25 protein-coding genes and 1 pseudogene are annotated in these 25,380 nt (G+C 59.6%); 14 read left to right on the top strand and 12 right to left on the bottom strand.

Annotation, left to right across the window (positions count from 1 at the left end; translation table 11 throughout):
- Positions 1-364 precede the first annotated feature (364 nt).
- The 3 genes from SM765_RS18820 to SM765_RS18810 all read right to left on the bottom strand — a co-directional run bounded on the left by SM765_RS18820 (position 365) and on the right by SM765_RS18810 (position 1,250).
- Entirely contained in the window at positions 365-541 is a 177-nt protein-coding gene (locus SM765_RS18820; protein ID WP_274831099.1) for a hypothetical protein, read from the bottom strand.
- Between the two features lie 131 nt (positions 542-672).
- Positions 673-903 (bottom strand): DUF982 domain-containing protein, encoded by a 231-nt coding sequence (locus SM765_RS18815; protein WP_274838739.1) that lies wholly within the window; start codon positions 901-903, stop codon positions 673-675.
- Between the two features lie 140 nt (positions 904-1,043).
- Entirely contained in the window at positions 1,044-1,250 is a 207-nt protein-coding gene (locus tag SM765_RS18810; RefSeq protein WP_065273549.1) for a cold-shock protein, read from the bottom strand.
- A 370-nt stretch (positions 1,251-1,620) separates the two neighbouring features.
- Between SM765_RS18810 and SM765_RS18805 the strand changes: the two genes are divergently transcribed.
- On the top strand, positions 1,621-2,361 hold the full coding sequence (locus SM765_RS18805) for an NYN domain-containing protein (RefSeq protein WP_274832300.1): 741 nt from the start codon (positions 1,621-1,623) through the stop codon (positions 2,359-2,361).
- Positions 2,362-2,457: 96 nt separating this feature from the next.
- Positions 2,458-3,500, top strand: a pseudogene (locus SM765_RS18800) (IS3 family transposase); the annotation flags it as partial.
- A 158-nt stretch (positions 3,501-3,658) separates the two neighbouring features.
- Here SM765_RS18800 and SM765_RS18795 read toward each other — a convergent pair.
- Complete coding sequence (locus SM765_RS18795) at positions 3,659-4,333, bottom strand: SOS response-associated peptidase (RefSeq protein ID WP_342455906.1); 675 nt, start codon at positions 4,331-4,333, stop codon at positions 3,659-3,661.
- Between the two features lie 120 nt (positions 4,334-4,453).
- Here SM765_RS18795 and SM765_RS18790 point away from each other — a divergent pair, with 120 nt between their 5' ends.
- The 3 genes from SM765_RS18790 (at position 4,454) to tnpB (ending at position 5,921) form a co-directional block, all read left to right on the top strand.
- A complete protein-coding gene (locus tag SM765_RS18790) occupies positions 4,454-4,654 on the top strand; it encodes a hypothetical protein (protein ID WP_274835828.1) in 201 nt (66 codons plus the stop codon).
- A 542-nt stretch (positions 4,655-5,196) separates the two neighbouring features.
- Positions 5,197-5,574 (top strand): transposase, encoded by a 378-nt coding sequence (locus SM765_RS18785; protein WP_368981694.1) that lies wholly within the window; start codon positions 5,197-5,199, stop codon positions 5,572-5,574.
- Complete coding sequence (tnpB, locus tag SM765_RS18780; RefSeq protein WP_368981693.1) at positions 5,571-5,921, top strand: IS66 family insertion sequence element accessory protein TnpB; 351 nt, start codon at positions 5,571-5,573, stop codon at positions 5,919-5,921. The genes SM765_RS18785 and tnpB overlap by 4 nt, the downstream gene beginning before the upstream one ends.
- A 574-nt stretch (positions 5,922-6,495) precedes the next feature.
- Here the strand turns inward: tnpB and SM765_RS18775 are convergent.
- Positions 6,496-7,125, bottom strand: a complete 630-nt coding sequence (locus SM765_RS18775; protein WP_274835825.1) for a hypothetical protein — start codon at positions 7,123-7,125, stop codon at positions 6,496-6,498.
- A gap of 346 nt (positions 7,126-7,471) precedes the next feature.
- Between SM765_RS18775 and SM765_RS18770 the strand changes: the two genes are divergently transcribed.
- Entirely contained in the window at positions 7,472-7,786 is a 315-nt protein-coding gene (locus SM765_RS18770) for a hypothetical protein (protein ID WP_274835824.1), read from the top strand.
- 470 nt (positions 7,787-8,256) lie between these two features.
- Here the strand turns inward: SM765_RS18770 and SM765_RS18765 are convergent, their stop codons facing one another.
- Both SM765_RS18765 and SM765_RS18760 read right to left on the bottom strand, forming a co-directional pair.
- Positions 8,257-8,985 carry a class II aldolase/adducin family protein gene (locus SM765_RS18765; protein ID WP_274836399.1) on the bottom strand — a complete coding sequence of 243 codons (729 nt, stop codon included), beginning with the start codon at positions 8,983-8,985 and terminating at the stop codon, positions 8,257-8,259.
- Entirely contained in the window at positions 8,982-10,130 is a 1,149-nt protein-coding gene (locus tag SM765_RS18760) for a TauD/TfdA family dioxygenase (protein ID WP_274838737.1), read from the bottom strand. Before SM765_RS18760 ends, SM765_RS18765 begins: the two co-directional genes overlap by 4 nt.
- A gap of 113 nt (positions 10,131-10,243) precedes the next feature.
- Between SM765_RS18760 and SM765_RS18755 the strand changes: the two genes are divergently transcribed.
- Positions 10,244-11,134: a LysR family transcriptional regulator gene (locus SM765_RS18755; RefSeq protein WP_274838736.1), complete on the top strand. Its 891-nt coding sequence runs from the start codon at positions 10,244-10,246 to the stop codon at positions 11,132-11,134.
- Here SM765_RS18755 and SM765_RS18750 read toward each other — a convergent pair.
- The gene (locus tag SM765_RS18750) at positions 11,131-12,012 is read right to left on the bottom strand and encodes a LysR substrate-binding domain-containing protein (protein ID WP_274838735.1); all 882 of its coding nucleotides are present in this window, start codon (positions 12,010-12,012) and stop codon (positions 11,131-11,133) included. The two genes, SM765_RS18755 and SM765_RS18750, sit on opposite strands and share 4 nt — an antisense overlap.
- 164 nt (positions 12,013-12,176) lie before the next feature.
- Here SM765_RS18750 and SM765_RS18745 point away from each other — a divergent pair, with 164 nt between their 5' ends.
- Genes SM765_RS18745 through SM765_RS18735 form a run of 3 tightly spaced genes read left to right on the top strand, consistent with a single transcriptional unit; the run spans position 12,177 to position 16,477 of the window.
- Positions 12,177-13,784 (top strand): GMC family oxidoreductase, encoded by a 1,608-nt coding sequence (locus SM765_RS18745; RefSeq protein ID WP_274838734.1) that lies wholly within the window; start codon positions 12,177-12,179, stop codon positions 13,782-13,784.
- Positions 13,785-13,811: 27 nt separating this feature from the next.
- Positions 13,812-15,020: a mandelate racemase/muconate lactonizing enzyme family protein gene (locus SM765_RS18740; protein WP_274838733.1), complete on the top strand. Its 1,209-nt coding sequence runs from the start codon at positions 13,812-13,814 to the stop codon at positions 15,018-15,020.
- Between the two features lie 14 nt (positions 15,021-15,034).
- Positions 15,035-16,477, top strand: a complete 1,443-nt coding sequence (locus SM765_RS18735) for an aldehyde dehydrogenase family protein (protein WP_274838732.1) — start codon at positions 15,035-15,037, stop codon at positions 16,475-16,477.
- 72 nt (positions 16,478-16,549) lie between these two features.
- On the opposite strand, the gene SM765_RS18730 is transcribed toward SM765_RS18735, so the two are convergent.
- Positions 16,550-17,527, bottom strand: coding sequence for an NAD(P)-dependent oxidoreductase (locus SM765_RS18730; protein ID WP_274836406.1), 978 nt, complete (start codon positions 17,525-17,527; stop codon positions 16,550-16,552).
- A gap of 314 nt (positions 17,528-17,841) precedes the next feature.
- Between SM765_RS18730 and SM765_RS18725 the strand changes: the two genes are divergently transcribed.
- Complete coding sequence (locus tag SM765_RS18725; RefSeq protein ID WP_274836407.1) at positions 17,842-19,419, top strand: oleate hydratase; 1,578 nt, start codon at positions 17,842-17,844, stop codon at positions 19,417-19,419.
- A 597-nt stretch (positions 19,420-20,016) separates the two neighbouring features.
- Here the strand turns inward: SM765_RS18725 and SM765_RS18720 are convergent.
- From SM765_RS18720 to SM765_RS18710, 3 genes are all read right to left on the bottom strand, one after another.
- Positions 20,017-21,318, bottom strand: coding sequence for an APC family permease (locus SM765_RS18720; protein ID WP_274838731.1), 1,302 nt, complete (start codon positions 21,316-21,318; stop codon positions 20,017-20,019).
- A complete protein-coding gene (locus tag SM765_RS18715) occupies positions 21,315-22,043 on the bottom strand; it encodes a TVP38/TMEM64 family protein (protein ID WP_274838730.1) in 729 nt (242 codons plus the stop codon). The genes SM765_RS18720 and SM765_RS18715 overlap by 4 nt, the downstream gene beginning before the upstream one ends.
- A gap of 129 nt (positions 22,044-22,172) precedes the next feature.
- Positions 22,173-22,724: an EF-hand domain-containing protein gene (locus SM765_RS18710; protein ID WP_274838729.1), complete on the bottom strand. Its 552-nt coding sequence runs from the start codon at positions 22,722-22,724 to the stop codon at positions 22,173-22,175.
- 170 nt (positions 22,725-22,894) lie between these two features.
- Here SM765_RS18710 and SM765_RS18705 point away from each other — a divergent pair, with 170 nt between their 5' ends.
- Genes SM765_RS18705 through SM765_RS18695 form a run of 3 tightly spaced genes read left to right on the top strand, consistent with a single transcriptional unit; the run spans position 22,895 to position 25,331 of the window.
- Complete coding sequence (locus SM765_RS18705) at positions 22,895-23,617, top strand: response regulator (protein WP_274838728.1); 723 nt, start codon at positions 22,895-22,897, stop codon at positions 23,615-23,617.
- A complete protein-coding gene (locus SM765_RS18700) occupies positions 23,614-25,023 on the top strand; it encodes an ATP-binding protein (RefSeq protein ID WP_342455907.1) in 1,410 nt (469 codons plus the stop codon). Before SM765_RS18705 ends, SM765_RS18700 begins: the two co-directional genes overlap by 4 nt.
- Positions 25,020-25,331, top strand: coding sequence for an SHOCT domain-containing protein (locus tag SM765_RS18695; protein ID WP_237028427.1), 312 nt, complete (start codon positions 25,020-25,022; stop codon positions 25,329-25,331). The genes SM765_RS18700 and SM765_RS18695 overlap by 4 nt, the downstream gene beginning before the upstream one ends.
- Positions 25,332-25,380: the final 49 nt, after the last annotated feature.

The following is a 25,380-nucleotide window of genomic DNA, read 5'->3' as shown; positions in this document are numbered from 1 at the left end:
AAATACGCAGAAACCAGACATTGGTGCTGAGTGCAGCGCGAGCCACGCTGCATACGCGAAGAGAAGGAACGGATTTCCCGAAAGCAGTCATTCAAGAGGAAACCTCGGCCATGGGAGATGGTGCAACCTAATTTTCGGGATGCTGCCGTTCAAAACCGACGCGACGTCTCGGAACAGGGCTAACAGGAGGTGCGAAAAACCTCATGGGCAGCAGTTACGACACGCACTCCCCCAAAATACCGCAGGAAACATTGGCAATAGAAAACCGCTCTCTCGGCAATTTCGGCTTGCGGGTGGAGCTCCCCTGCCGTCTGGAGACATAGAAACGGCAATATCTCGGTCCGGCTGTCAGAAGGGATTTGTCCTACCGATCGCCGCGTTCATATTGCAGTCGCGATCGTCTAAGGCGCTCATTCTTGGCTCGGCGCATTTCGTTTTCGTCATCCAGAATTTCACGCGCTGCACGGGTGGTTTTCTCCATCGCTGTTTCCTTGCGGCGAACACCGACGAGTTTCAGCGCCTCAGTATCAAGCTTGGTCATGGTCTTGCTCCGTTGAGATCGATTGTGCGGCAGGGCGGTATTGCGTAAAAATTCAGTCCGTTTTCTATCGGGTGGGCTATGGGATGGATGGAAACGGCTGCGCGGCCATGGCGCCAACTAGCAGTGGCGGCCTAAGCAGCCGCAGGAACATCCGCCTGAAATCCAGCGGTGTCCACTGCCAGAAGGAATGCGGCGCGCGCAGCTCCGACAGGAGCAAGACAGTCCATGGCCGCATCGATCTGCTCGAGTGCGACGTCTCTGTTTCTGTCAGAAACAGGCCATGCTTTCTGCAGCCAAAAATGGGCTTGTTCGATTGTGGAGATTTTCCGCGTTCGCCCTTCGGACGGCACGAAAATGGTCATGGGGGTGCCCCAAGAGAGTTCTATCAAGTGTATTCTTTCGGTACTTTGGGAAAAACCGCATCTGGAACATGATCACTGAAGATGCGGGAAGCGAGAGCATTGCAGAATGCTCCCGCTGAGTGCTTGAAACCTGTAAAGGTTTAGGCGAGTGCAAGATTGCTGGCGGACTCGCGTCCGTCGCGACCAGCCTCGACATCAAAGGTCACGGCTTGACCATCGTCCAAGTGCTGGATGCCAGAGCGTTCCAGAGCGGAAATATGGACAAAGATGTCCTTCGATCCGTGCTCGGGCGCGATAAAACCAAAACCTTTTTGAGAGTTGAACCATTTCACGGTGCCATTGGCCATCGTGTCGTCTCCTTGAAAAAATGCCATCCGCAACATGCGATAGCCCGGCCCAGTGTCGACATAAGAACAACTGGGGCCGCTAGGAAACAGAAGAACGTAGGAAGAAGCTTTGCCCAACTTACATGGGGGAGGTCCCCGGCAATTGCAAGGATTTTCAAGTGTTTTGCAATAAACCGCATGCCCGCGCCGGAGCCCAATCCCGTTGCGACGGCATGTTTCCGGTTCGATTGCATCGCCGATCAAGATCGGGTCTAAAGAACTTTAGCTGGCTCCGCAGGCAATCATAGCAAGGCTGAAGACAGCCGTATCATTTTGCATACCCATGGGTCTGTCCTCGTGGGACAGGTCAACACGACAGAGAGTTCACCCCATGCTGAGCACATCCAAGCCACCGCTCCTGGCCGTCCTTATTGACGCAGACAACATATCTGCCAAACACGCCGAGATCATGTTTGAGGAGATCGCATCCCTGGGAGAGGCGAGCATTCGCCGTATTTACGGCGATTTCTCGGGGTCCGGCGCTCAAGGCTGGACCAAGGAAAAGCTTGCCTCGTTGGCAATCGTGCCGCATCAGCAGTTTTCCAATACCACAGGCAAGAATGCCTCTGATATCGCGCTGGTCATCGATGCCATGGATATTCTTCATTCCGGTCGCTTCGACGGGTTTGTTCTGATCTCCTCGGACAGCGATTTCACGCGGCTGGCCAGCCGCATACGCGAGCAGGGATTGGATGTTTTCGGCATGGGGATGCGCAAGACCCCAACTGCGTTCGTGAAGGCCTGCAAACGGTTCATTTATGTTGAAAACCTCATCTCAGAGCCAACAAAGACAACACCTAAATCAACGGCCCCAAAAGAGGACAGCCAGGACGGTGCTCCGACGCATCTGGAAGATCCAAGCAAGCTTGTGAAGCGGGCAATGGATGCGATCAATCAGGACGATGAGTGGATTCCGCTTGGGCAGATCGGGCAATATCTCTCCACTGCTGCTCCTGATTTTGACACGCGCAGCTATGGAAAGCGAAAGCTCAGCGAGCTGATCGCCACATTGAAAACGCTCGAGACCAAACGCGGCGAAGGCAATCAGATTATGGTGCGTCGTCTCGACTAGGGGTTAAGCTCGCCTTTGAGCTACCCCCTGAAAATCGGACACAGACGTAAGCTGCGATTTGTAGTCTGCTGATCTTCAACACGAAGGAGATCAGATATGTCTAAACGGAAGCAACATCACCCAGAGTTCAAAGCCAAGGTGGCGTTGGAAGCGCTGAAGGGCGAAGAAACAGTCAGCGAGCTGGCCAGTCGGTTTGGGGTGCATCCAACAATGATCCATCAATGGAAGCGTGCTCTACTTGAAGGCGCGTCAGGCGTATTTGAGCGCGGTGGCCGGAAGGCAGCGGAAGTCGATGAAGAACAAGTGAAAGACCTGCATGCCAAGATTGGGGAGTTGGCCGTCGCCAACGATTTTTTGGCCAGAAAGCTCAAACCCTGGACCGACAAGTGAGGCGCAAGATGATTGAGCCTGCCAACGCCAACCTGTCCATCAGCAAGCAATGCAAGCTGCTGTCGATCTCGCGATCATCGTTTTACTACGAGCCCAAGGGCGAAAGTGAGATGAACCTCGATCTGATGCGCGTGATCGACAAGCAGTTCCTTGAGACCCCGTTTTACGGGGTGCGCCAGATGACATGGCACCTGCGGAATGACGACCATCTCGTGAACGAGAAGCGGATCAGACGCCTAATGCGGCTGATGGGCCTCATGCCGATCTATCAAAAGCCCAACACAAGCAAAGCCGCGAAGGGGCACAAGATCTACCCCTATCTTCTGCGCGGTCTGCGTGTGGATCGACCCAATCAGGTCTGGTGCTCGGATATCACCTACCTGCCCATGCGGCGCGGCTTCTTGTATCTGGTCGCGATCATGGACTGGCACACACGTAAGGTGCTGGCATGGCGGATATCAAACACGCTGGAAGCAGGGTTTTGCGTCGATGCGCTGAACGAAGCCATCCACAAGTTCGGCCCGCCAGAGATTATGAACACCGACCAGGGCAGTCAGTTCACGTCATTCGCCTGGACGGACCGGTTGCGCCGATCCGGCGTGCGTATCTCAATGGATGGCAAGGGGCGGTTCCTCGACAACATCTTCGTTGAACGGCTCTGGCGATCTCTGAAATACGAGTGTGTCTACCTGCATTCCTGGGAGACCGGGTCGGAAGCGAAAGCAGGTGTCGGAAAGTGGATCGAGTTCTAAAACCGCAAGCGCCCACATTCCGCCCTTGGCGGCCAACCACCCGCTGTGATCTATTGGCAGCGAAATGAAACAACCCAAACCGATCAGCAGATGCAAAGAGTAGCTTAATTTACGCCAGATCCTGTCCAACAAATGGGGAGTAGCTCACTTCACCTTCATATGAGCCGCCCACTCTCATCCGCTGTGTCGACAGGCAGGAGTGCCCCATCAGGCAATGGTCGCTGCAATTGTTGGGCAGCATCAATGGGCGAATTTAGCCAGAGGTCCCACTCACCCGGCTCCGTCAAAATCACCGGCATAGCCTTCGGAGGAACCGCAGCGACCTCGGCATTTGGCTGGCACGTCAGAAAGGCAAAAAGATCGTCCTCTGTCTCCCCATCCTTGACCTTGCGCACCGAGTGCCAACTGCGCGTCTCGATCCCCGCGAAGAACATTGGGCGATCTGGATCGGCGCAACTGAACCACTGATTGCCCCCTTTGATCGGCTCGGCAAAGGAGGTGATCGGCACCAAACAGCGATGTGCAGGTCCTAACCAGCGTTGCCAATGGCGCGAGGCCAGGTTTCGCACGTTGGTGACGCCGGGATCTCGCTTCGTCTTCAGCACAAAAGCAGGGGATGGCATTCCCCAACGCGCTTTGACCAGTTCCAGTCCGTTGGCTGAATGCCGAATGATCGGCGCCAGCTGGTCGGGGTAATAGGAGCCACTTCCCAAGTTCCCGGCGTGATCCACGAGGCCGGGGAAGAGGTGTCTCATGGCGTCTTGAGATCTGGTGTTGCTGTAGAGGTTGCACATATCGCCACGCTGCCGCCATTGGCTTTGGTTGGTCAAGGCTCCAACCTAAGATGTTCTGTGTGGTTTCACTCTCGGGGGCGGCTTTGATGATTGTGCCGTATGGAATACTACGGCAGGAGCGCAAGCGCTATGTCCACTACTGATCAGGAGGCGTGTATGAACGATGCACAGATTGAGGTTTCAAGATTGCCTGATGGGCAAGTTGGCGTTCGTAAAGGGTTCTGGAATGATATCTTTCCTGAAGAGCGCCGGGAGCCTTGGGCGGCTTGGTATCAGAGCATGTACGAACAGTATGGATATGCCGGTTACCTCAATACGGCGCGCGCCTTACGGGACTTAGGTCCGATAGCCAACTGATCTTTGAAAAGAGTGTAGTAGCCTAGTAGGCCGCAAGCCCCGGGATGTGCCGGGGCTTGCGGCCCTTTCCTGACCTCCGCCTTTTCGTCACGGTCGGGGCAAGCCTTCCCGTCAAGCGGTTACGGCAGTGTACATGCTTCCGGTTTGTGCTGAACCGGTACTCCGAGGTACCTTTCCAAGGAATACTGTTCTCCTAGGAAGGATACTCGCGCAGCGCAATCCACGAATGCTCGAAGAGAAGGTCCGCAGACTCAGTAGTTTGTCCGTGGAAGACGTAGAGAGCGTGATTTTCTCGGTCGCAGAAGAGAATTCACGCCTTAACCAGAACCACCAGTGGCGCGCGACCGCATTGAATTTTGGCACCGTATGAGAGTGATCAGAGCTCAGCAAGTTAAGTATTTGGATGGAAGGAATTTAGTGAGCCAAATGCCGTTATCGTAAGCAGTGCAAAGACCCCATTCTCAACAAAATAAGGGGTTTGAGATACTGGGGCCACCTGAAGAAAGGAGGTGGCAATGCTGGATCGAATGATGCCGGAATAGGTGAAGGTGTGGGGGATCACGGTCCCCGTTTCCCCAACCGGGAGGCGGAAATGGCCTGACGCGCTCCGTGCCAAGGCTGTCCAAAAGATTCTAGCTGGAGCCGGAATCCGCGAGACGGCTGAGGAAATCGGCGCCAACAAATCTCTGGTCGTTCTCTGGGTTAAGAAGGCCGACACTTCCGGGAAGAGCCCGGCTTTTGTCGAGGTCGTTGCTCCGGCGGTCCAGCGGCTGGCCGAGCCACCTCGCGAGAATGACCGCGAGACTACAACCGGCCCCTCCTGCCGGATCAGTATCGGAGCGGCAGCAACTGAGATACCCCTTGGCTATCCTGCCGATCATCTGGTGGAAGTTCTGCGGGCTGTGAGGTCAGCACAATGATTTCTCCCGCGAACAACTTCCGGATTTACCTTGCCTCAGAGCCGGTTGATTTCCGCAAGGGTATGGACGGGCTTGCAGCCTGTGTGTCTAACACTTTCGATCTCGACCCCTATTCAGGGGCGATTTACGTATTCCGCTCACGGCGCGCCGACCGGTTGAAGATTCTGGTTTGGGATGGTTCAGGCCTTGTGCTGATCATGAAACGGTTGACCGGCAAGCGTTTCACCTGGCCGAAACCGCAAGCCGGGCCTGTCACTTTGACCAAAGTCCAGTTCGACGCCCTTTTCGAAGGGATCGATTGGACCCAGGTGGCCGCATCAAGCAGCCGCAAGCCCGTTTTTCTGTAAACCCAACAGCCAGTTCCTTGTTGAGTGGCCGGAGCGCTCCCGGCCAATAGCCCAACTTTGCCATAGGTCTTAATCTGATGTCCCGCATCCCCTTCATCGAAGCCCGGTTTTTCAACCCGGATGAAACCACTTACACTCTGGAAAAACGGTTTGTGCAGCACCTGCGCGATCTGCGCAGCCGGGAGCTGCCAGATACCAGCGCTGGTGCAGATAGCGCAGACATTTGTGAAAACACCGCAAGGCGCCGCCACTCCACCAGCCCCAGCGACCGGGAAAGAGCGCGGATCAGATGCCGTGTTGATCTTCTTCTCGAACGCCGGAAGGCAGCTTCCGGCATAGGGCATCTCACCCGAGAGCACAGGGAGCGGCTCGCTGTGCTGCGTGATGGCGTCAGGCTCGCTGCAATCGCTACTGAACACCAGGCTGATGAACTGGCGGCCGAGCTGCACGGGGACGTATTCTCACACAGCTGGAACCCCGCGCGGGGTTCCGGCCCAAAGTCGTGTCCAGACGGTCTTCCAATGAAACGTGACGGTCTTCATGGCGAAATTCGTAGTACCCTGCGCCCAACTGGTCAGTCTTTGGCAGGACCCGGGACGAGTTCAGCCGCAAGCTCCAGAACAAACCTGTTGACCACCTCCTGGGCTTGGTCCTGAGATTTCTTCCCGCGCAGCATGCGGGCCAGCGCAGACCCGCGGCCTGAGGCTTCCTGCTCCAACAGCAGAAAAGCGACTTCCCGCATCTGGTACATGGCCAGATCGGCCTCATCCTGCCCCTGGTGCAATGCAAGCTCAGCCGGTGCCGCATACTCGGCCAGCAAACGTTTCAGAGCGGGCCTATTCTTTGATGCCTCGGCCCGGGAGATGCAGATGTCAGTCATGACTGCCATCTCGGAATGAAAAACTTCAACCGGCATGCATGCTGTTTGTCTGGAGTGACCAGCCTGCCGCACGACATGGATCTCCCGCTGCGCCGCGTCATAGGACATCTCAAGCCCATCGAGCGACACGTTCGATGCAATTCGGAACCCGAAGCGATTGCGCAGGCTGAGCGCTCCCTCAAACAGCACAAGCTGCAGAAGACTGGTCGGCGGCAGATCACAGGAAATGCGCTGGATGCCGCTGCGGCCGACGTGCTTGAAGTTGAGCGCGAGGCGGGCACCGCCGCCGTCCCGCGCCTCCATCGAAAACATCTTTGCAGGCATGGCGCGGCTTATGTGGAAGGCTGCCGGATCTTCAAGCGGCGGCCGATAGATCCGGCGATGCTAGGCGGCCATGCGCCTAAAGGGGCGCCGGGAAAGGACGTGTTCGCGTAGAGAGGACTCGGTCATTCCGGGGCAAATAAAGCCGCTTGGTGGGACGTCTGCGGCATGGGGAATCGCCTAGTCAGCCATTGAGCAAATCGTTGGTCCAATACTTGTCTGCCTGCAAAAAATTTTACCGACCAGTCAATTTCCGGGGTGGATACACCGCTTACGCCTATCTGACACCCATCCTTACAAGAAGATCCTCAAGAAGAACCTTAAGCGAAACGAGAAATCGCTCACTGATTTGCTCGACAAAACAGCGGACCTGGCCAAGAACTTTAACACGGTGGACCGCAAACTGCCTCATCTCAGCAAGGCGTTGGCAGCCCTTGGCAAGAACAGCAAACTGCAAGATGGCGTGAATTACACGGCCAAGGTGCTGGTCCAGTTGGGCGCGATCGCCGGTGGTGGTCTGGTGGACGCCACCAACGCGGTGGAAACCGCGGATGCCGCTGTCAAATTGGGGGACAAGGTCGCTGCGATGACCATTGCCAGCGTGGGCTACGCGGATGAGCTGCGCGAGACCGGCTCGATGATTAAGGATCTGGCCAACAGCTAGGCTGTGCTTAGTCCTGGTTATTGGCGATCCGCGTTTCGCATTCGGTGCTTTGAGTACTGGCGGGCTTAGCAAACAGCACCTCCGTCACGGCAACAGGACGTCATTCAAATCAAAAGGCCGTTGTCCGGAGGACGCACAAGATAGGCATTCGAACGCGCGGTTTGAAACGCCAGAGTTTGGCTTTCCTTTGTTATTGACCAACTGCACTTTGCCATCCGTTTCCACCCGTTCAGGCAGTTGTACGGCGAAGGTCGGCTGTGGGATGCGGCAATGCGGCGGAACGGCCCGATTAAATCTACTGAAACGCCGATTTTGCAAAAGGGCGCTATCTGCGTCTAGCGGACGCCATTGAAGGTGCCAGAGCGCCCCCTTGATGCAGGCAACGCTTAAACTGTGCCGTCTAATCGCCGTGGAAACCCTTATTTCCCGGTAACCTGTTGTTTCTGTGACCTCAGGGTTCGGGGGAGTACTCAAAGTTGCCTCTGCGAGAGTACGCTACATAGGTATGAAAAATGCTTCTGGGCCATGCCGCGATAGGCGCGCCACCCGTCTGCCGTGTTCTGCGCAACTGCATCTGACAAAACGGCAAGGGGGCTGCCATCCGAGCGGGCCAGGATCAGGGTCTGAGCGGCCTTTTCGAAGAAATAGAGATCCTCAAAGGCCTCCGCCACCGTATCGCCGACAATGGTGACACCGTGGTTGCCCATGACCAGTACCGATTTGTCGCCAATGGCATCGGCCAGCCGCTCGCCTTCCTCGGTGGCATCAGCAATGCCACCAAAGGAAAGGTCATAGGCCGTGCGCCCATAGAACCGGGCCGTGTTATTGTCGATCGGCACCATCGTTGGGTCCTTGAGGCAGGCCAGCGCAGTCGCATAGGGCGAATGGGCGTGTAGCACGACCCGTGCCTCGGGCAGGCGGCGGTGCAGGGTGCCGTGTACACACCAAGCCGAGGCATCCGCCGTTGCGGGTGTTTCCCTGGACTGGCTGTCCAGCAACAGCAAGTCCTCTGGCGCGATGGTGTCGAAATGCTGCCATTTGGCGTTTAGCAGAAACTGCTGCCCATCGGCTGAGACCGCTGCGCTGAAGTGATTGCCGACGCTTTCCGACCACCCCAGCATGTGGCAGATACGGAAGGCATTTGCCAGATCCTCCCGCAGGACCGTCTCGGTATCGGGGAGTGTTGCTGCGTAGGTCATGCCTTGAACCGCCCTTCGCTGACCAGCGCACGATAGGTGGAGCGCATTTCGGAGCGGTCCACGTAGCAGCCGCGCAGATAACGGTCGCCGCTGGTTGCCGTATAGGCGGCGCGGCCATGCACGATGCGGTGGTTGTCAAAGACCATGCATTCGCCGCCCTTCATCAGGAAACGCATCATGTATTTCTCTTCCTGCAGCATCCGACCAAAGCGGCAGAAGGCTGGGTAGTAATCGTCCAGCAGTTTTTGGTCGAGGTCGAAGATATCGGCCATATGCTGGCTGATGGTGAGGCCCTCGACCTCGCCGTGCTGATCCAGCTCGATCACATACTGGCGCGAGCGCGCATCATAGGTGTCATGTTCGCAGTAAAACGGGATCGGTACCTCGGTCAGCAGCTTGAAACCCTCCGGGTCGCGCTGGCGGAAGTCATTGGCCACCGCAACGCCATCGGCATAAAGGCTGTCACCGCCTTCAACCGTGTTGACGCGGCAATGCAGGAACTGGATGCCGGGGGCGAACTCCTCTGCCGGGGTGTCGGTGTGCAGCTCCAGCGCGCCAGCGGTATAGGCGGTGTTGGTCGGGTTGATGTGGGTCTTCACATCAAAATAGGTGCCAAAGAAGGTCGGGCGTACGCAGCCCATCAGCTCGGCTGTTTCGGTCAGACCTGCATCGGTGTCCGGCATGTCGGTCAGGATGGTGAAACCGTGTACCAGCATCGCCTCGATCCACTTGGCGCGGGTGGCGTTATCGGCCACCAGCTCTGGCTGGGAAAACCGCGGGACCGAGGGGTAATGGTTACCGAACCAGGCGACGCGCGACAGGTCGGCGGGGTCGTGGCGGGTCTTGCCGCCCGCATAGGTTTCCAGCCAGGACAGGGGCAGGCGTGTGACGTGGTCCTCGCCCAGCCACTCGATCACAAGCATGTCGCCCTCGACCTCGGCAGTTTTGGCGCGCGGGGCTACGTCCAGGTGGAAGATGTCAAAGCTGCGTTCGCGCGTGACCGGGCTGAAGGAACTGGGGCAATTGTCGCGCAGCCAGTAGTAGTTGAAGTAGTGCGTCTTGCCGTCGGGCAGCGTGATGTCGAGGCCTTTTTCGCCAAGACCGGTTACGGCAGGGATAGCGAGGGAGGAGCTGAGATCGTTCATGGAGGAGCCGCGTTTGTTGATTTGGTTTCTGCCACGCAACATTTCACGGGATGAGGCCTTGACGACAGCCTGTTTCGGGTGAAGATAACTTAAGCTGAGGATTAAGTTATTCCATGGGTCATCTCCCCCCACTGCGCCTTCTTGTGACCTTCGAAGCCTTGTCGCGGCATGGTTCGATGCGGGATGCGGCGGCGCGCCTGAACGTGACCCAACCCGCAGTCAGTCAGGCGGTCAAGGCGCTGGAGGAACATGTGGGCGTAGCGCTGTTTGACCGGCGGGTGCGGCCCGCGCGACTGACGGATGCCGGAGAGATGCTGTCGCGGGCAGTGCGTGAAGGGTTAGGACGGATTGCGGCCACGCTGGAGGATATCCGGGCGTTGCATGCCATCGGGGAACGGCAGGTGACTGTCTCCTGCACCGTGGGAATGGCGACCTACTGGTTGATGCCAAGATTGCCAATGTTTTACGCGGATTATCCGGATATTACCGTAAACGTGCAGGCTCCGGCGAGCGACCTTCCGGTGATGACGCCCGGTATTGATGTGGCTTTGCGCTATGGCAGTGGTGGCTGGCGCGAAGGGCGCACGGAAAAGCTGTTTTCTGAAGCGATTTGCCCAGTCGGTGCGCCTGCTTTGGTAGATCGGCTGTTGGCCGAGGGATGCGCGCTTGCCCAGGCGCCGCTGATCCATGTGCGCAATCCAAGCAATGGCAACTGGGCGGGCTGGGAGGACTATTTTCAGGCTCGCGGCATCCTGCGTCCGCGCGGTGGAGGTCAGGTGTTCAACAACTATGTGCAGGCGGCGCAGGCGGTCTACGACGGGCGTGGGCTTATGCTAGGGTGGCGGTCGATCACGGGGCAGGCAGAGCGGGACGGAGCACTGAAGGCCTGGCCTGAGGGGGCATTGGATCTGGGCACAGGATATTTCGTTACGACGGCCAGCGCACCATCGCAGGACACGGGTTTTTTCCTCGAATGGGTGCGCAGGGAAGCCGCTGCGTTTTAAATCCTTTGCACCAGCAGCCAGTCGATCAGCTTGCGCACGTCTCGGTGCCTGCGCAGATCGTCTCGCTCCACCAGAACGAAATTTGTCTGCATGGGCAGGTCCAGATCAAAAGGCGCTACCAAGCGTCCCTCGTCCAGCGCGCGGCGGGCGAAACTGCGCGAGATGAGCGCGCAGCCGTGCCCCGCCGACAGGATCTGCATGGCGATCAAGGAGGAATCGGCCTTCATCCAGTGAGGCGGGCGCGGGGCATCAATGCCGCAGTGATGAAACAGGCGGTCCCAATCCGTTTCCGATCCCACGACCTGAACAATATCCGCGTCGGCTAGGGTTTCCTGATCGGGCTCCGTGCCAAAATGGGCGGCATAATCCGGGTGACACACCAGCGTGGCTCCCTCCACGGGGAGCGGGTGGACCGTCTGCTCTGGCCATTCCCCTTCGCCATAGCGGATGTCCAGATCGACCCCGGCGCCATCAATCCGGTCTGACCAGACTGCGGTGGAGAGTTCGACGTCGATCTCCGGAAACTCCAGCGCAAAATCGCGCAGCAGCGGTGCCAGGATAAGGGCTGCAAAACTGATAGAGCAGCGCACGCGGACGACCGATTTGCTTTGCACCCGAAACAGCCCATCGGTGGCCGCCTGCATTTCGACAAAGGATTTGCGGACCGGGATCGCATAGGCCAGCCCGATATCCGTCAGTTGCACGCCTTTTGGCAGGCGCTTGAACAGCTGAATGCCAAGATGATGCTCCAGCTGGCGGATCTGTTGGCTGACGGCGGCAGGCGTCAGGTGCAGCTCCTCCGCGGCCGCGCTGAAGGAACTGTGACGTGCCGCTGCCTCGAAGGATCGCAGCCAATTGACATGAGGCAGCCTGCGCATGGGAGCTCCGTTCTTTAACCGGCCCATCATGGGGTGCCGCCAAATGGGTGGCAAGCCCTCCTGCCACAACCTGATTTGGGTCAAAGCGGTCATAGACATTGTTTGCAGTTCGGGGGCGCCCGCGCGCATCTGGAGACACGTTTCCAGCAGCCGGACCTACGCCAATGACCGAAGCCCCATTAGAGCAGGATTACGACTTTATCATCGTTGGTGCAGGCTCGGCCGGATGCGTTCTGGCCGAACGTCTGACCCGGTCCGGTCGCCATCGCGTGTTGCTGCTGGAGGCCGGCGGCAGCGACCGGAAGTTCTGGATCAAGCTGCCGGTGGGCTATGCCGTTACATTTGCAATGGCGGCATTGAACTGGGGCGATCACGCGGCGCCGGATGTGGCATTGAACGGGCGGTCCATCTACTGGCCGCGGGGACGGGTGCTCGGCGGGTCGAGTTCGATTAATGCGATGGCCTATGTCCGGGGGCTGCCGCATGACTTTGACGACTGGGCGCGCGCGGGGGCCGAGGGCTGGAACTGGACGAAGGTCCGCGACACCTATCAAGCGCTGGAGACCCACTCGGATGGCACGGGCGATGGTCCCGTCTGGGTGCAGGATCTGTCCGATCAGATGCACCCTTTCTCGGATCATTTTCTGCAGGCTGCGCAGGAAGCTGGTCTTGGCACCGCAAAAGACATGAACGCAGAGGGCGCAGAAGGGCTTAGCCATTATCGCAGCACCGTTCGCGGCGGGATGCGCTGGTCCTCCGCCGATGCCTTTCTACGGCCAGCCCTGCGCCGCCCGAACCTGACGCTGCTGACCCGCGCCGAGGTGCAAGGGCTTGACCTGGAAGGCGCCCGCGTCGTCGGTCTGCAATATACCCGCGGTGGCCAGCTATGCACTGCTCGCGCTGGTGAAGTGATCCTCAGTGCAGGCGCCATTAATTCCCCCCAGCTGTTGCAGCTGTCGGGTATCGGCCCCGCCAACTTGCTGCGGGAGCATGGGATTGAGGTGCGCCACAACCTGCCGGAGGTCGGTGAAGGGCTTCAGGATCATCTTGCTATTTCGTGGCAGTTTCATGCGCGGGAGCAGACACTCAACGCGGTTCTCGGCACCCTGTCCGGGCGACTACGGGCAGGGGCGGCATATGCCCTGACGGGGCGTGGCCCGTTGTCTGTACCGGTGAACCAGATCGGAGGCTTTGTGCGCTCTGGTGCGGATGCCCAGGCCCCGAACCTGCAACTGTTCTGCAATCCGGCGTCCTACGAAATCACCCCGAAAGGCAAGGTGGTGATGGACCGGCAGCAAGGCTACTTGCTCTCGGCGCAACCCTGTCGCCCGACCAGTCGCGGCCGCATCCGGATCCGCTCTGCCGATCCGCGCGAAAGGCCGCTGATCGAGGCGAATTCACTGGCCACGCCCGAGGATCGCGGGATGGCTGTACGTGCCAGCCGGGTGTTGCAGCGGTTGGCAGAAACGCCTGCGCTCAGGGCGGTGACATCCGGCTGCAAGACCAAGGGCTTTGCCGATATGGAGGATGAGGCTCTGCTGGAGGCCTTTCGGGCGCGGGCCTCAACGGTCTACCACCCGACCTGCACCTGCCGCATGGGTGAGGGGCCACAGGACTCAGTCGTCGACGGGCGGCTGCGCGTGCATGGCCTGGCCGGGCTGCGTGTGGTCGATGCCTCGGCTTTTCCCAATATCACCTCGGGCAACACCAACGCGCCCACAATGATGCTCGCCGCGCGCGCAGCAGATCTGATCCTGCAAGACAGCAGTTGATCGCCCCCAATCAATACGGAGCAGCATATGCGCCTTGAGACGCTTGAAACCTTTGTCTTCGGCAACCCGCCGCCCCGCCACGGCGGGCGCTATTTCGTTTTCATCCGCCTGACGACGGCCTGCGGCATCACCGGTGTCGGTGAAATCTACAACGCCACCTTCGGGCCGGATGTATGCTGCGCCATGGCGCGTGACATGTTCGAGCGCCAGTTCGAAGGCGCTGATCCACAGCAGATCGAGCTGTTGTTCCGCAGGGCCTATGGCGCGGGCTTCACCCAGCGCCCGGACGTGAGCGTCATGGGCGTGTTCTCGGGGTTGGAAATGGCCTGCTGGGATATTCTCGGCAAGGCCGCGGATAAGCCGGTTGCGGACCTTCTGGGCGGGCGCGTGCATGACCGCCTGCGCAGCTATTCCTACATCTACCCCACCGGCGGCGACGTCTATCCTGACCCGGATCAGCCCAATGCCTACAATGACCCGGGCATCGCGGCCGAGATCGCGGTGCAGATGGCAGATCAGGGCTTCACGGCGTTGAAATTCGATCCGGCTGGACCTTACACCATCTTTGACGGCCACCAGCCTCGGCTTGAGGACATCAGCCGCTCGGTCGCCTTTTGCCGCGAAATCCGCGCGGCGGTGGGGGACCGTGTCGATCTTCTCTTTGGGACGCATGGGCAATTCACCGTTTCCGGCGCGCGGCGGATGGCGCAGGCGCTGGAACCCTTTGATCCCTTGTGGTTCGAGGAACCGGTGCCCCCCGAAAGTCCGGAGGCCATGGCCGAGGTCGCCCGGTTTACCTCCATCCCCGTCGCCGCGGGGGAGCGTCTTTGCACCAAGTATGAGTTCGCCCGGGTACTTGAGACAGGTGCGGCCTCGATCCTGCAGATGAACCTTGGTCGTGTCGGGGGGCTGCTTGAAGCCAAGAAAATCGCCGCAATGGCTGAGGTCAAACAGGCGCAGATCGCACCCCATCTTTATTGCGGACCGATCGTGGCGGCGGCCAATATTCAGATCGCGGCGGCTTCGCCCAATTTCCTGATCCTGGAAAGCATTGGCCGTTTCGATGGCCCCTACATGTCCTGCGTAAAGGGCGGTATCGAATGGGAGGATGGCTATGTCCTCCCTTCGCGGGCGCCCGGACTGGGGCTGGAGCTTGACGATGCCGCAATCGCTGCGTTGCCCTACGAGGGGCGCGAACTTCACCTGACACTCGACACCGCACATGTGACACCCTGAAAGGCAGAGAGACCATGATTGTTCTGAACGAATTCTATATCGGCGGCGACTGGCAGGCGCCTGACAGCAGCCAGACCATGCCCATCCTGACCCCGTCGACGGGCGCGCAGGTGGGGCAGGTGACTCTTGGCAATGCGCAGGACGTGGATCGCGCGGTAGCGGCGGCGCAGGCCGCCTTTGTCAGTTATTCCATGACGACGAAGGATACGCGGTTGGCCCTTTTGCACCGACTGGCAGAGGTGATGCAGGCCCGCATGGAAGACCTTGCACAGGCGATCACTACTGAAATGGGTGCGCCGATCACCATGTCGCGCGAGGTGCAGGCCGCTTCGGGGTTTGGCCATCTTGAGGCGTTCCTCGCCACGCTTGAGGCGCATCAGGAAGAAGAAGCCCTGACCAACGGTGATATCGTCAGCCACGAACCGATTGGCGTTTGTGGATTGATCACGCCGTGGAACTGGCCGATCAACCAGATCGCGCTAAAGGTCATCCCGGCGCTGGCGGCGGGCTGTACCTGCGTTCTGAAACCCTCGGAGCATACGCCTCTATCGGCGCAACTCTTTGCTGAGATGATCCACGAGGCAGGCTTCCCGCCTGGGGTATTCAACCTCGTGTTCGGTGACGGCCCGTCGGTTGGCGCTGCCCTGTCCCGGCACAAGGACGTGGCGATGATGTCCTTTACCGGCTCCACCCGCGCAGGCAGTGCGGTTTCGCGTGATGCGGCGGAGACGATCAAGCGGGTGGCACTGGAACTGGGCGGCAAATCTCCCAATGTGATCTTCGCCGATGCCGATCTGGAGGCGCGCGTGACCGAAGGTGTGCGGGAGTGTTTCGACAACACCGGTCAGTCCTGCAATGCTCCCACCCGGATGCTGGTTGAACGCAGCGTCTATGATCGCGCCCTCGACATCGCCCGCAGCGCCGCCGCGGCCCAGGCGGTCGGCGATCCGCATCAAGAAGGCGATCACATCGGCCCGCTGTTTGATCAACTGCAATATGACCGCGTGCAACGGATGATCCAGATCGGCATGGACGAAGGCACACCCTTGCTGATTGGCGGGCTAGGACGCCCCGAAGATCTGCCTGCGGAACTGGCACAGGGCTGGTTCGCCCGGCCAACGATCTTTTTCGATGTCACCCCGGAGATGACACTCTGGCGCGAGGAGATCTTTGGCCCGGTTCTGGTGATGACGCCCTTTGACACCGAAGCAGAGGCCATCGCGCTGGCCAATGATACCGATTATGGGCTGGACGCCTATATTTCCACCGGGGACGAGGCGCGGGCCCTGCGGATGGCGCGGGCCCTTCGTGCAGGCGGTATTCACATCAACGGGCGGGCCACGGATTACGGTTCGCCGTTTGGCGGGTTCAAACAATCGGGCAATGGCCGCGAGGGCGGGCGGTTTGGACTTGAGGACTTTCTGGAAGTGAAGGTCAGGCCGCCCTTTTCTGCCTGAGCAGCGCGTCAATGACACCAAAGACACGGGACGCGAAAGGATATCGCGCCCCGTTTTTCTTAAGGTCCGGCCTTACTGGTCCAATAGCTTCGCCAGCGGCGCCGAAAGGCCGGTGGGAATGACCTCGTACCCCGGTTCTTCCGGCTCGTCATCGGTCATCTCGGCGGGGAAGCCGGGCGCGGTGATCGACAAGCCGGTGGCCTCTTCCAGCCTGCGGATGATGTTGGGTGAGAGTTCCCGTTCACCGAACCGCGCGATCCCGTCGTTCAGAATTCCAACCATCAGGGGGCTGATCTCCAGTGGAACGTCATGGGCCTCCGCGATGCTCTGGAACAGACCGATGTCCTTCTTCACCAGATCCATTGTGAAGGAAATGTCGCGCGATCCGTTCAGAATGACCTGGCTTTCGGTCTCATGCACGAAGGAGGTGCCGGAGGAGATCTTCATCGCCTCGTAGGTGGTGTTCATGTCCATACCGGCGGCTTTCATCGTTACCAGCGCCTCGCAGCAGGTCAGCAGATTGGCCGTCGCAAGGTAGTTGGTCATCACCTTGAGGATCGAGGCACTGCCGATATCGCCGGTGTGCAGGACCCGTCGGCCCACGGTGGTCAGCGTTGGCAACATCCGTTCAAAGGTGTCCCGGTCGCAGCCGGCGAAGATCGAGATATTGCCGGTGTCAGCCCGGTGACAACCGCCGGAGACCGGGCATTCCATGGTGGCGCCGCCGCGCTCGGCGACCAGAGCCGCCAGTCGTTTCACCTCGCCTGCATCGGTGGTCGACATTTCCATCCAGATCTTGGAACTGTCGACGGCTGGCAGCATTTCCTCGACGACTGCCGCAGAGGCGGCCGGGGAGGGCAGGCAGGTGATGACAGCGTCACAGTCCTGCATCAGCGCCAGAGGGCCACTGGTGGGCTTGGCACCGCGCGCGACGAATTCGGCCACAAGGTCGGGGTTGAGGTCATGTACCGTGACATCGAAACCGTTGCGCAGCAGGCTGCCCGCGAGCTTGCCTCCTACATTGCCGAGGCCAACAAAGCCGATCTTCATAGCGGGTGTTCCTTTATCCGAGTGCTATCGTGACAATCCTGACCGGCGATTGCACAGCGGTAAAGCAACCACTCTTGGCCCAAAGGGGTGGTTCGGATTGCAGCACATAGTTTCGCGGATCGCTGGGCGGCGACCCCCTGGTTATAGGCGGGACAACGCGCTGGGCTGGTGGGTAGGTTTGGTGATTCAAGGCTCATCTCTTGCTCTCTCCAGTGCCCTCGTATTTCTCTGCCGCCCGGTCTTGACCAGGATCAACGCCTTTCGGCGACACCCCTGAGAGACTGAGGTCAATGCGGTCATAGGGGAACGAGATCATGCTGGAAGATACTGTGAATGTTCGCCACCATATCGTCGGAGGCGGTATCGCCGGACTGTCGGCAGCTGTGTTTCTGTGCCGGGATGCGGGTGTCCGGGGCGAGGAAATTCAGATCTATGAGCAACTGAATGTCTGTGGTGGGTCGCTGGACGGTTCCGGAGACGCCGAGACCGGCTATCTGGTACGAGGCGGTCGCATGTTCGAGGAACACTTTGCATGCACCTTTGATCTGCTCAACAGCATTCCATTGCCGAACGATCCGTCGATCTCGGCACGGGAAGATATCTTTGCCTTCAATCGCATGGTGCCGGGATCGTCCAATTGCCGTCTTGTCCGCAACGGAAAACCGGCGGGGGACCGCTATGATCTCACGCTTGGCGCGCAGGATATCGTCGATCTTAACCGCCTGCTGCTACACGCGGAGGGTGGGCTGGGGGCGAAGCGGATCGACGACTGGTTCCAGCCTGCATTCTTCGGCAGTAATTTCTGGCTGATGTGGGCCACGATGTTTTCATTTCAACCCTGGCACTCGCTGATCGAAATGCAGCGATACCTGCGCCGTTTCATTCATCTGTTCCCCGGGTTCACACGCGTTTCCGGCGTATTGCGTACCCGATATAACCAGTATGATTCTATCATTGTTCCGATCCTGGCGTGGCTGCAGGCTCGCGGCGTCCGGTTCGAAACCAGCAAACAGGTCACCGATGTGCTGATCGAAGGAACGCGGCAGGATCGCTGCGTGACCGCGCTCCTCCTTGGTAGGGGAGAACAGGTGAAGATCGGTCCGCAGGATCACGTGTACCTTACGCTCGGCTCGATGACCGATGGGGCGTCTCTTGGGAGCAGGGAAAGCCCGCCCGCACTGGGCAAGACGGCCGAGGGCGGCTGGAGCCTGTGGAAGACATTGGCGTCCCGATACGACGGTTTGGGCAGGCCCGAGGTTTTCTGTAGTGACATTGGCAAAACTAGCTGGAATTCGTTCACGATCACCCTCGATGACCCTGGTTTTTTTGAATTCATGGAGGACTTTACTAACAACCGCACCGGAACCGGTGGCTTGATTACCTTCGCCGATTCCGGTTGGACGCTGTCTATTGTGCTGTTCCATCAGCCACATTTCAGGGGGCAAAAACACGGCACCTATACCTTCTGGGGTTATGGATTACGAGGTGACCGCAAAGGAGATTTCGTGAAGAAGCCGATGTGGGAAGCGACCGGGCTGGAAATCATCGAAGAGCTTTGCGGGCATCTGCGCTTGGCGGGTGATCAGCGGAAATGGTTCGAGAGTGCGAAAATCGTTCCCTGCCGGATGCCCTACATCACAAGCCAGTTCATGCCGCGTCAAGCGGGGGACCGCCCGGATGTGCGCCCGCATGGGGCTCGCAACTTCGCCGTAATAGGACAGTATTGCGAACTCCCTCGGGACTGTGTGTTCACGGTGGAATACTCAGTTCGCTCTGCACGAACTGCGGTCGCGAGTTTGACAGGTCGTGTAACCCCGCCTCCTCCCGTGGCGCGTACCGATCTCGACCCAAGAGTGCTTATCCGCGCATCCCGTGTTCTTCTTGGAATATGACGCAATACGGATTGCGCCGTATCTTGCCTCCGAGGCAAAAGGATCTCTGCCTCGCGCTTTTAAGGCCGCACTGACTTTCGTTGAACTGATCCGTTCGAGGAGGAACGACAGCCGAAATTTGACTGCAAACGACAGTGCGCGCACTGAGGAAGTCGCCTCCGCCTAGGACCATGTGGCGCGGTGCCATGAAAGGCTGCTTTGGGGAGGTGCGCATTAAGTTTGGCCATCCTGTCAAATGCCCGCTCTAGGGCCAGTCATGCCTGTTTCCTCCTCGAGGAGCCTCGGCTTTACAAAGCTCACTATCTACGCTTCGCTGACCTCTGCACAGATCGTAGCATCGCCCTGGTCTGCTGAGCGGACCCGAAGGTCCGCTCTTGGGAAACCTCTCGCGCCTGCAGCAGAGCCTGCGCTGCGCCCTGCTGGAAGGTCGTAATTGGGCTGGAGCTAGGCATGCGGTTGAGGTAACCGAAGCGCCCAAGCAGACCGAGTATGGAAGGCTTGACCTCAGGGCCTTTGGGCATGGCCATCTTTGTCTCGTTCTAACCCAATATACCTCTGGCGATCGGCAGGTCACCTGCCATGTTGATGGGGCCGTTGCTATGGCGGGCGCAGCCGCAGAAACAGACCCTCGAACAGAAAAACAATTACCATACCGGCGGCGGCAATCAGCACGATCGACGGATCAGACTGCCACTTCATCGCTGCTAAGGCCGCGAGCACGACAGCGTCCAGCCCGATTGCCGTCAGTAGGATCCAGCCTTGGGCGCCGACCTCGTCACGAAGGTTTCGGAACACCCCCCAGTGGGTGAGTATATCCATCACCAAATAGAAGAACACGCCGAGCGATGCGATGCGGCTCAGGTCGAAAAAGACAGTGAGCAGTGACGCCACTACCACCGTGTAGACCAGCGTGTGATCGCGCACGACACCTGGCATGCCAAAATGGCTGTGCGGAATCAGTTCCATTTCGGTCAGCATTGCCAGCATCCGCGACACTGCAAAGACACTGGCAATCAGGCCCGAGGCGGTGGCAATCAGCGCCAGCGCCACGGTGAGATAAAAGCCTGTGCGTCCCAGCGCGGGCTCAGCGGCTTCCGCCAGAGCATAGTCCTTTGCGGCCACGATCCGCTCAAGTGGCAGGCTGCTGCCGACGGCCAAGGCCACCAGCAGATACAAGATCGTGCAGGCCGCAATAGAAATCACGATGGCGCGTCCGACGTTACGGTGCGGGTCGGTGATTTCGGCGCCGCTGTTGGTTATGGTGGTGAAGCCCTTGAAGGCAAGAATGGCCAGCGCCATCGCAGCGATTAACCCGGTGGCGCTGGTGGTGCCAGCGGTCTCGGCTCCACTGCCTGTAGCCTCAAAGGTGACACCGCCAACCCAGAGTGCGGTGATGCCGAACAAAAGGATCCCCCCGACCTTGAGCGCAGCCATCAGGATCGAGAGCCAGCCGACCGAGCGATTTCCCGACACATTGACGAGCCAGGCGAAGAGGATCACCGTAACGCCGATCGCGGGGACCAGCCAATTGTCACGAGGTATGTCGAGACCGCGCAGGAGGTAGTTGGCAAAGGTCCGCGCCACGAGGCTTTCGTTGATGACCATCGACAGCGCCATGAGCAGGGCGGCTCCAGCAGCGACCGTGGTTGGCCCATAGGCCTTTTGAAGGATCATGCCGATACCCCCCGCCGAGGGGTAGGCGTTAGACATCTTGACGTAGGTATAGGCACTGAAGCCGGTAATGACGGCCCCGGCGACAAAGGCGAAGGGAAAGAGCGGGCCAGCAAGTTCCGCGATTTGGCCCGTCAGTGCGAGAATTCCGGCCCCGATCATGACACCGGTGCCCATGGCGACAGCGTCCAGCAGCGAGATGGTGTTTTCCCGATATTCGGACCTCATCCGGTGTTTCCCTCCTTTTGTGGTCGTCTGTTTGGCTGTCGTTTTGTGGACTTGCCGCCACGCAGGGCCAGCAGCACCAAAGGCGCAGCCGTCAGTAGGCCAAGGGCAAGGAAAAGCCACTCCGCCGTGCCAAAATCTCCCGCCATCGCAGCGCTTCCGAAATGCGCCAGTATGAAGCTTGTTGGCAGGATCCCGGCCAGGGTGGCCAGTGCAAAGCGCCAAAAGTGCAGGCGGCTCAGCCCAGCGGCATAACTCATCACGTCAAAGGACACGAAGGGCAGCAAGCGGCTCACAAAGACAGTCAGAGTCAGTGCGTTCTGGGAGCGTAACAGGCCACGACCAGTCTTACCACCGAGCAGACGCTCAACCCTATCGCGCCCGCCGCCGCGCGCCACAAGGAACGCCAAGATTGCGCCCATTTCAGAGCCGAACGCGACGTAGACCGCCCCAAGGTAGTGCCCGTAGGCGGCCCCGGCAGCGAGAGCAATCGGCGCACTCGGCAGCGGGCTGGCCACTACGGCTGCCGTCATCAGGCCGATCACAGCAAGCGGTCCCCAGGCTCCGGCAGAGGCAACCAAATGCGCGACCCTGTCCTGATTGAGCTCTGCTGACCACCATCCCGCACTCCAGGTCACGAACAAAGTCACTAACAGGGCCAATAGACCCAAGGTCGCGGCAACGGTTCCGAGGCTGCGCTGCCTTCGCTGTTCGCGATGCTTGGTCATGTCTTGTCTTTTCGTCGGGCTTGTCACTCAGACGGCGGTTGTGCAGAGGGCGCATCGAACGGTTCCCGAACGACAGGGGAGTGGCCCGGCCGATGTGACCGGACCCAAGGTAAAGGGGCCGATGCAGGATTACTCTTGTTCCGACATGCCCTGCATCATCTGATGCCCGCCCATGCCTGTCCCGTGCATGCCTTTCCCGTGCATCCGTTTCATCCGATTGGCGATGGCGCTCATTTCATCAGAGGTGATGGCGCCATCCCCGTCCGCATCCAGATGCTGGAAACGGTCTACCATCGTCTCGCGCAGCATTTCGGCGTGCCAGACCGAAAATTCGTCAAGGGACAGGGTGCCATCACCGTCGGCGTCATAGTCTTTCAGGCCCGCCTGCATCTTTTTGCCAGGCATGCCATCCATCATGTCCGCCCCCATCATTGTCCGCATCATGTCGCGGTCCATCCGGGACATGACGTTCCGTCCGGCGCCGCCGCCGTGCATCTGCATCATCTTATGCATCATGTGTTTCATCATCATCTCGTGGCGGTTGCCCTCCATCTGAGGCTTTTCATCCCCCATATGTGCCCCGCCGGTATTGCCTCCGTGATGGCGGCTGTCGGCCAGAGCGCCGCCGGCGGTGAGCAGGGAAGCGGCGAGAATGCTTGCGGTTTTTACAAATGTCGGCATGAAATCCTCCTTTGGTTCGGGTCGATACCCATCACCTTGGGATGATTGCGCAGAATGGAAGGCCGTCGCACCATCAGAATTGTAACGGTCTGTCGCAAGCCGACTGTCTGATACAATCCGCTACAATTGCGATGGTGAAATTCAAACGGTCTTTCCGGTAGGACAAAAGCATGGGACCCCAGCCGCATATCCTTGTCGTCGACGATCACGCGCAGATCCGTGAAAGCGTGACGCGCTACCTTGAAAAGAACGGGATGCGGGCGACAGCGGCCAAGGACGCCGCCGATATGGACGCGCAGCTTGCGGCGGGGCATTTCGATCTTGTTGTGCTGGACGTGATGATGCCCGGTGAAGACGGCCTGTTGGCCTGCCGGAGGCTGGCCGATGAGGGCACGGTACCAGTCATCATGCTGACCGCGCTGGGCGAAGAGAGCGACCGTATCTCCGGTCTTGAGATCGGTGCAGATGATTACCTTGCAAAGCCATTCAATCCGCGCGAGCTGCTGGCCCGGATCAAGTCGGTCCTTCGGCGGAGCAGGCGGCAGGACCCTCTGGCCGGGCGGCTGGCGGGGCACAGGGTGCGGTTCGAACATCTAGTGCTCGACACCGACCGGCAGATCCTCATTGATGACAACGCAGATGAAATCCCGCTGACCAGTTCGGAATTCCGGTTGCTGGTTGTCCTGCTGGAACGGGCGCGCATGGTGTTGAGCCGCGATCAGCTGCTCGATCTTACCGCCGGGCGAACTGCCGGCCCTCTGGACCGCACCATCGACAACCAGATCAGCCGCCTGCGACGCAAGATCGAGCCCGATGTCCTGCGCCCCCGGATCATCAAGACGGTGCGCAACGGCGGGTACTGCCTGGCCACGGATGTGGAGGAGGAAGCGTGATATCGCGCCGCCGGATGTCGCTGCGGGTGCAGCTGACCCTGCTGGTCGTTGCGGCGCTGGTCGCGGCGCAACTGGTCAGCCTGTTTTTGTTCGCGGATGAGCGCAGCCTTGCGATCCGCGCCGCGCTTGGCTTTGAAGCCGCCGGGCGCGCGGCAAATGTGGCGCGGCTGATCGAGGAAGCTCCACCCGACCTGCATGCTTCGATCCTGCGGGCCGCGAACTCGCCGCTGGTGCGTTTCGAACTGGCGGATATAGCGTCGGTCCAGCACATGGACCACTCTGACGGCGGCCTGGTCGAAGCCCGTATCCGCACACTGTTGGACGACAGTTTCAGCCGGGATATCCGTGTCGAGCTGCACCAGATCGAAGGGCAGCTGATGCCGCTGCCCAACCTGTCGCCGGAAATGACCGACATGCATATGGCGATGATGCGGGGTGAGCTGACGGCGGTCGAGATGAACCTCTCTATCGCGATCCGTGGCGGTCAATGGCTGAACGTGGGCACCCGTTTTGAACGGCCTCCGATCCAGTGGCCGCTCTATTCGATGCTGACCTTCGCCCTGTCGGCGGCGGTATTGCTGGTCGTGGTGATCTGGTTCGTGATGGCGCGCCTGACTGGCCCCCTCAGGCGGCTGGCCCGAGCGGCCGACAGTCTTGGACGCGGCGAAGATGTGGCCGAACTGCCCGTCGCAGGCCCAAGCGAGGTGCGCGATCTTACCCGTGCTTTCAACCGGATGCAGGACCGCCTGACTCGCTTTGTAGGGGACCGCACGCGGATGCTCGCGGCCCTCGGGCACGACCTGCGCTCACCGCTGACCGCCCTGCGGGTGCGCGCGGAGATGGTCGATGATGAGGAAACCCGCGACAGCCTTGTGGTCTCGGTACAGGAAATGCAGGGCATGGTCGATGCAACGCTGACCTTTGCCCGAGGGCTGACCGGATCCGAACGCCCTGAAACCATAGAACTGCATGATTTTCTTTCGGCCTTGCGCGCCGACATACCAGGCGGTTTCGATCTTGGCGCCGGGCCTGACACAAAGGCGCGCTTGCGGCCCAATGCCATCCGGCGGGCGCTGCGCAACCTGATCGAGAACGCCAATCGCTATGGCGGCGGCGCCTCGGTGGGCTGGCAGTGCGTGGGCGATACTGTTGTCCTGACGGTTGACGACAACGGCCCCGGCATTCCGGAGGACGAGGCCGAGAAAGTCTTTGACCCGTTCTACCGGCTTGAGGCGTCGCGATCGCTGGAAACCGGGGGGCATGGGCTGGGCCTGTCGATTGCGCGGACGATCATCCAGGCGCATGGCGGCGACATCACCCTCAGGAACCGTGAAACAGGCGGGCTACGCGCCATCGTGACGATCCCGCTTGCCGGAGAAACACCCGATGAAAGGAGAGAAAGATGACTCTGAAACTCTGGAGTATGACTGCTGCTGCGGGCCTTTTCGCCTCAACAGCAATGGCGGATCCCGAAGGCCACTGGGACGGGCATATGATGTGGGGCGGCGGCTATGGCGTATTCGGCGGGCTGATGATGCTGGTCTTCTGGGGCGTTGTCATCGCCCTGATCGTGCTGGCTGTGCATTGGCTGAGGGACAGCCGCCCGGGTGGCGCCCGGTCCTCCGATGCGCTGGATATCCTGCGGGAACGGCTCGCCAAGGGCGAAATCGATGAGGATGAATTCCGCCGTCGCAAGGCCACGCTTGAGGAATGACCTGACCCATCAGGTCAAACGCTCGAACAGCACAGGCTGGGCGCAGATC

It is taken from the genome of Pseudophaeobacter sp. 1A09344, assembly GCF_041008745.1.
Classification (GTDB): domain Bacteria; phylum Pseudomonadota; class Alphaproteobacteria; order Rhodobacterales; family Rhodobacteraceae; genus Phycobacter; species Phycobacter gallaeciensis_A.
The sequence above is the reverse complement of the archived record's forward strand: the minus strand, read 5'-3'. Positions and strand labels throughout refer to the sequence as shown.

Bases quoted from the DNA above. Each gene is read 5' to 3' on its own strand.
- SM765_RS18720 (WP_274838731.1), bottom strand. From the start codon at position 21,318: ATGAGGTCCGAATATCGGGAAAACACCATCTCGCTGCTGGACGCTGTC.
- SM765_RS18815 (WP_274838739.1), bottom strand. From the start codon at position 903: ATGACCATTTTCGTGCCGTCCGAAGGGCGAACGCGGAAAATCTCCACA.
- SM765_RS18695 (WP_237028427.1), top strand. From the start codon at position 25,020: ATGACTCTGAAACTCTGGAGTATGACTGCTGCTGCGGGCCTTTTCGCC.
- SM765_RS18805 (WP_274832300.1), top strand. From the start codon at position 1,621: ATGCTGAGCACATCCAAGCCACCGCTCCTGGCCGTCCTTATTGACGCA.
- SM765_RS18820 (WP_274831099.1), bottom strand. From the start codon at position 541: ATGACCAAGCTTGATACTGAGGCGCTGAAACTCGTCGGTGTTCGCCGC.
- SM765_RS18765 (WP_274836399.1), bottom strand. From the start codon at position 8,985: ATGACCTACGCAGCAACACTCCCCGATACCGAGACGGTCCTGCGGGAG.
- SM765_RS18705 (WP_274838728.1), top strand. From the start codon at position 22,895: ATGGGACCCCAGCCGCATATCCTTGTCGTCGACGATCACGCGCAGATC.
- tnpB (WP_368981693.1), top strand. From the start codon at position 5,571: ATGATTTCTCCCGCGAACAACTTCCGGATTTACCTTGCCTCAGAGCCG.
- SM765_RS18755 (WP_274838736.1), top strand. From the start codon at position 10,244: ATGGGTCATCTCCCCCCACTGCGCCTTCTTGTGACCTTCGAAGCCTTG.
- SM765_RS18740 (WP_274838733.1), top strand. From the start codon at position 13,812: ATGCGCCTTGAGACGCTTGAAACCTTTGTCTTCGGCAACCCGCCGCCC.
- SM765_RS18735 (WP_274838732.1), top strand. From the start codon at position 15,035: ATGATTGTTCTGAACGAATTCTATATCGGCGGCGACTGGCAGGCGCCT.
- SM765_RS18750 (WP_274838735.1), bottom strand. From the start codon at position 12,012: ATGCGCAGGCTGCCTCATGTCAATTGGCTGCGATCCTTCGAGGCAGCG.
- SM765_RS18760 (WP_274838737.1), bottom strand. From the start codon at position 10,130: ATGAACGATCTCAGCTCCTCCCTCGCTATCCCTGCCGTAACCGGTCTT.
- SM765_RS18725 (WP_274836407.1), top strand. From the start codon at position 17,842: ATGCTGGAAGATACTGTGAATGTTCGCCACCATATCGTCGGAGGCGGT.
- SM765_RS18790 (WP_274835828.1), top strand. From the start codon at position 4,454: ATGAACGATGCACAGATTGAGGTTTCAAGATTGCCTGATGGGCAAGTT.
- SM765_RS18745 (WP_274838734.1), top strand. From the start codon at position 12,177: ATGACCGAAGCCCCATTAGAGCAGGATTACGACTTTATCATCGTTGGT.
- SM765_RS18715 (WP_274838730.1), bottom strand. From the start codon at position 22,043: ATGACCAAGCATCGCGAACAGCGAAGGCAGCGCAGCCTCGGAACCGTT.
- SM765_RS18810 (WP_065273549.1), bottom strand. From the start codon at position 1,250: ATGGCCAATGGCACCGTGAAATGGTTCAACTCTCAAAAAGGTTTTGGT.
- SM765_RS18730 (WP_274836406.1), bottom strand. From the start codon at position 17,527: ATGAAGATCGGCTTTGTTGGCCTCGGCAATGTAGGAGGCAAGCTCGCG.
- SM765_RS18710 (WP_274838729.1), bottom strand. From the start codon at position 22,724: ATGCCGACATTTGTAAAAACCGCAAGCATTCTCGCCGCTTCCCTGCTC.
- SM765_RS18775 (WP_274835825.1), bottom strand. From the start codon at position 7,125: ATGCCTGCAAAGATGTTTTCGATGGAGGCGCGGGACGGCGGCGGTGCC.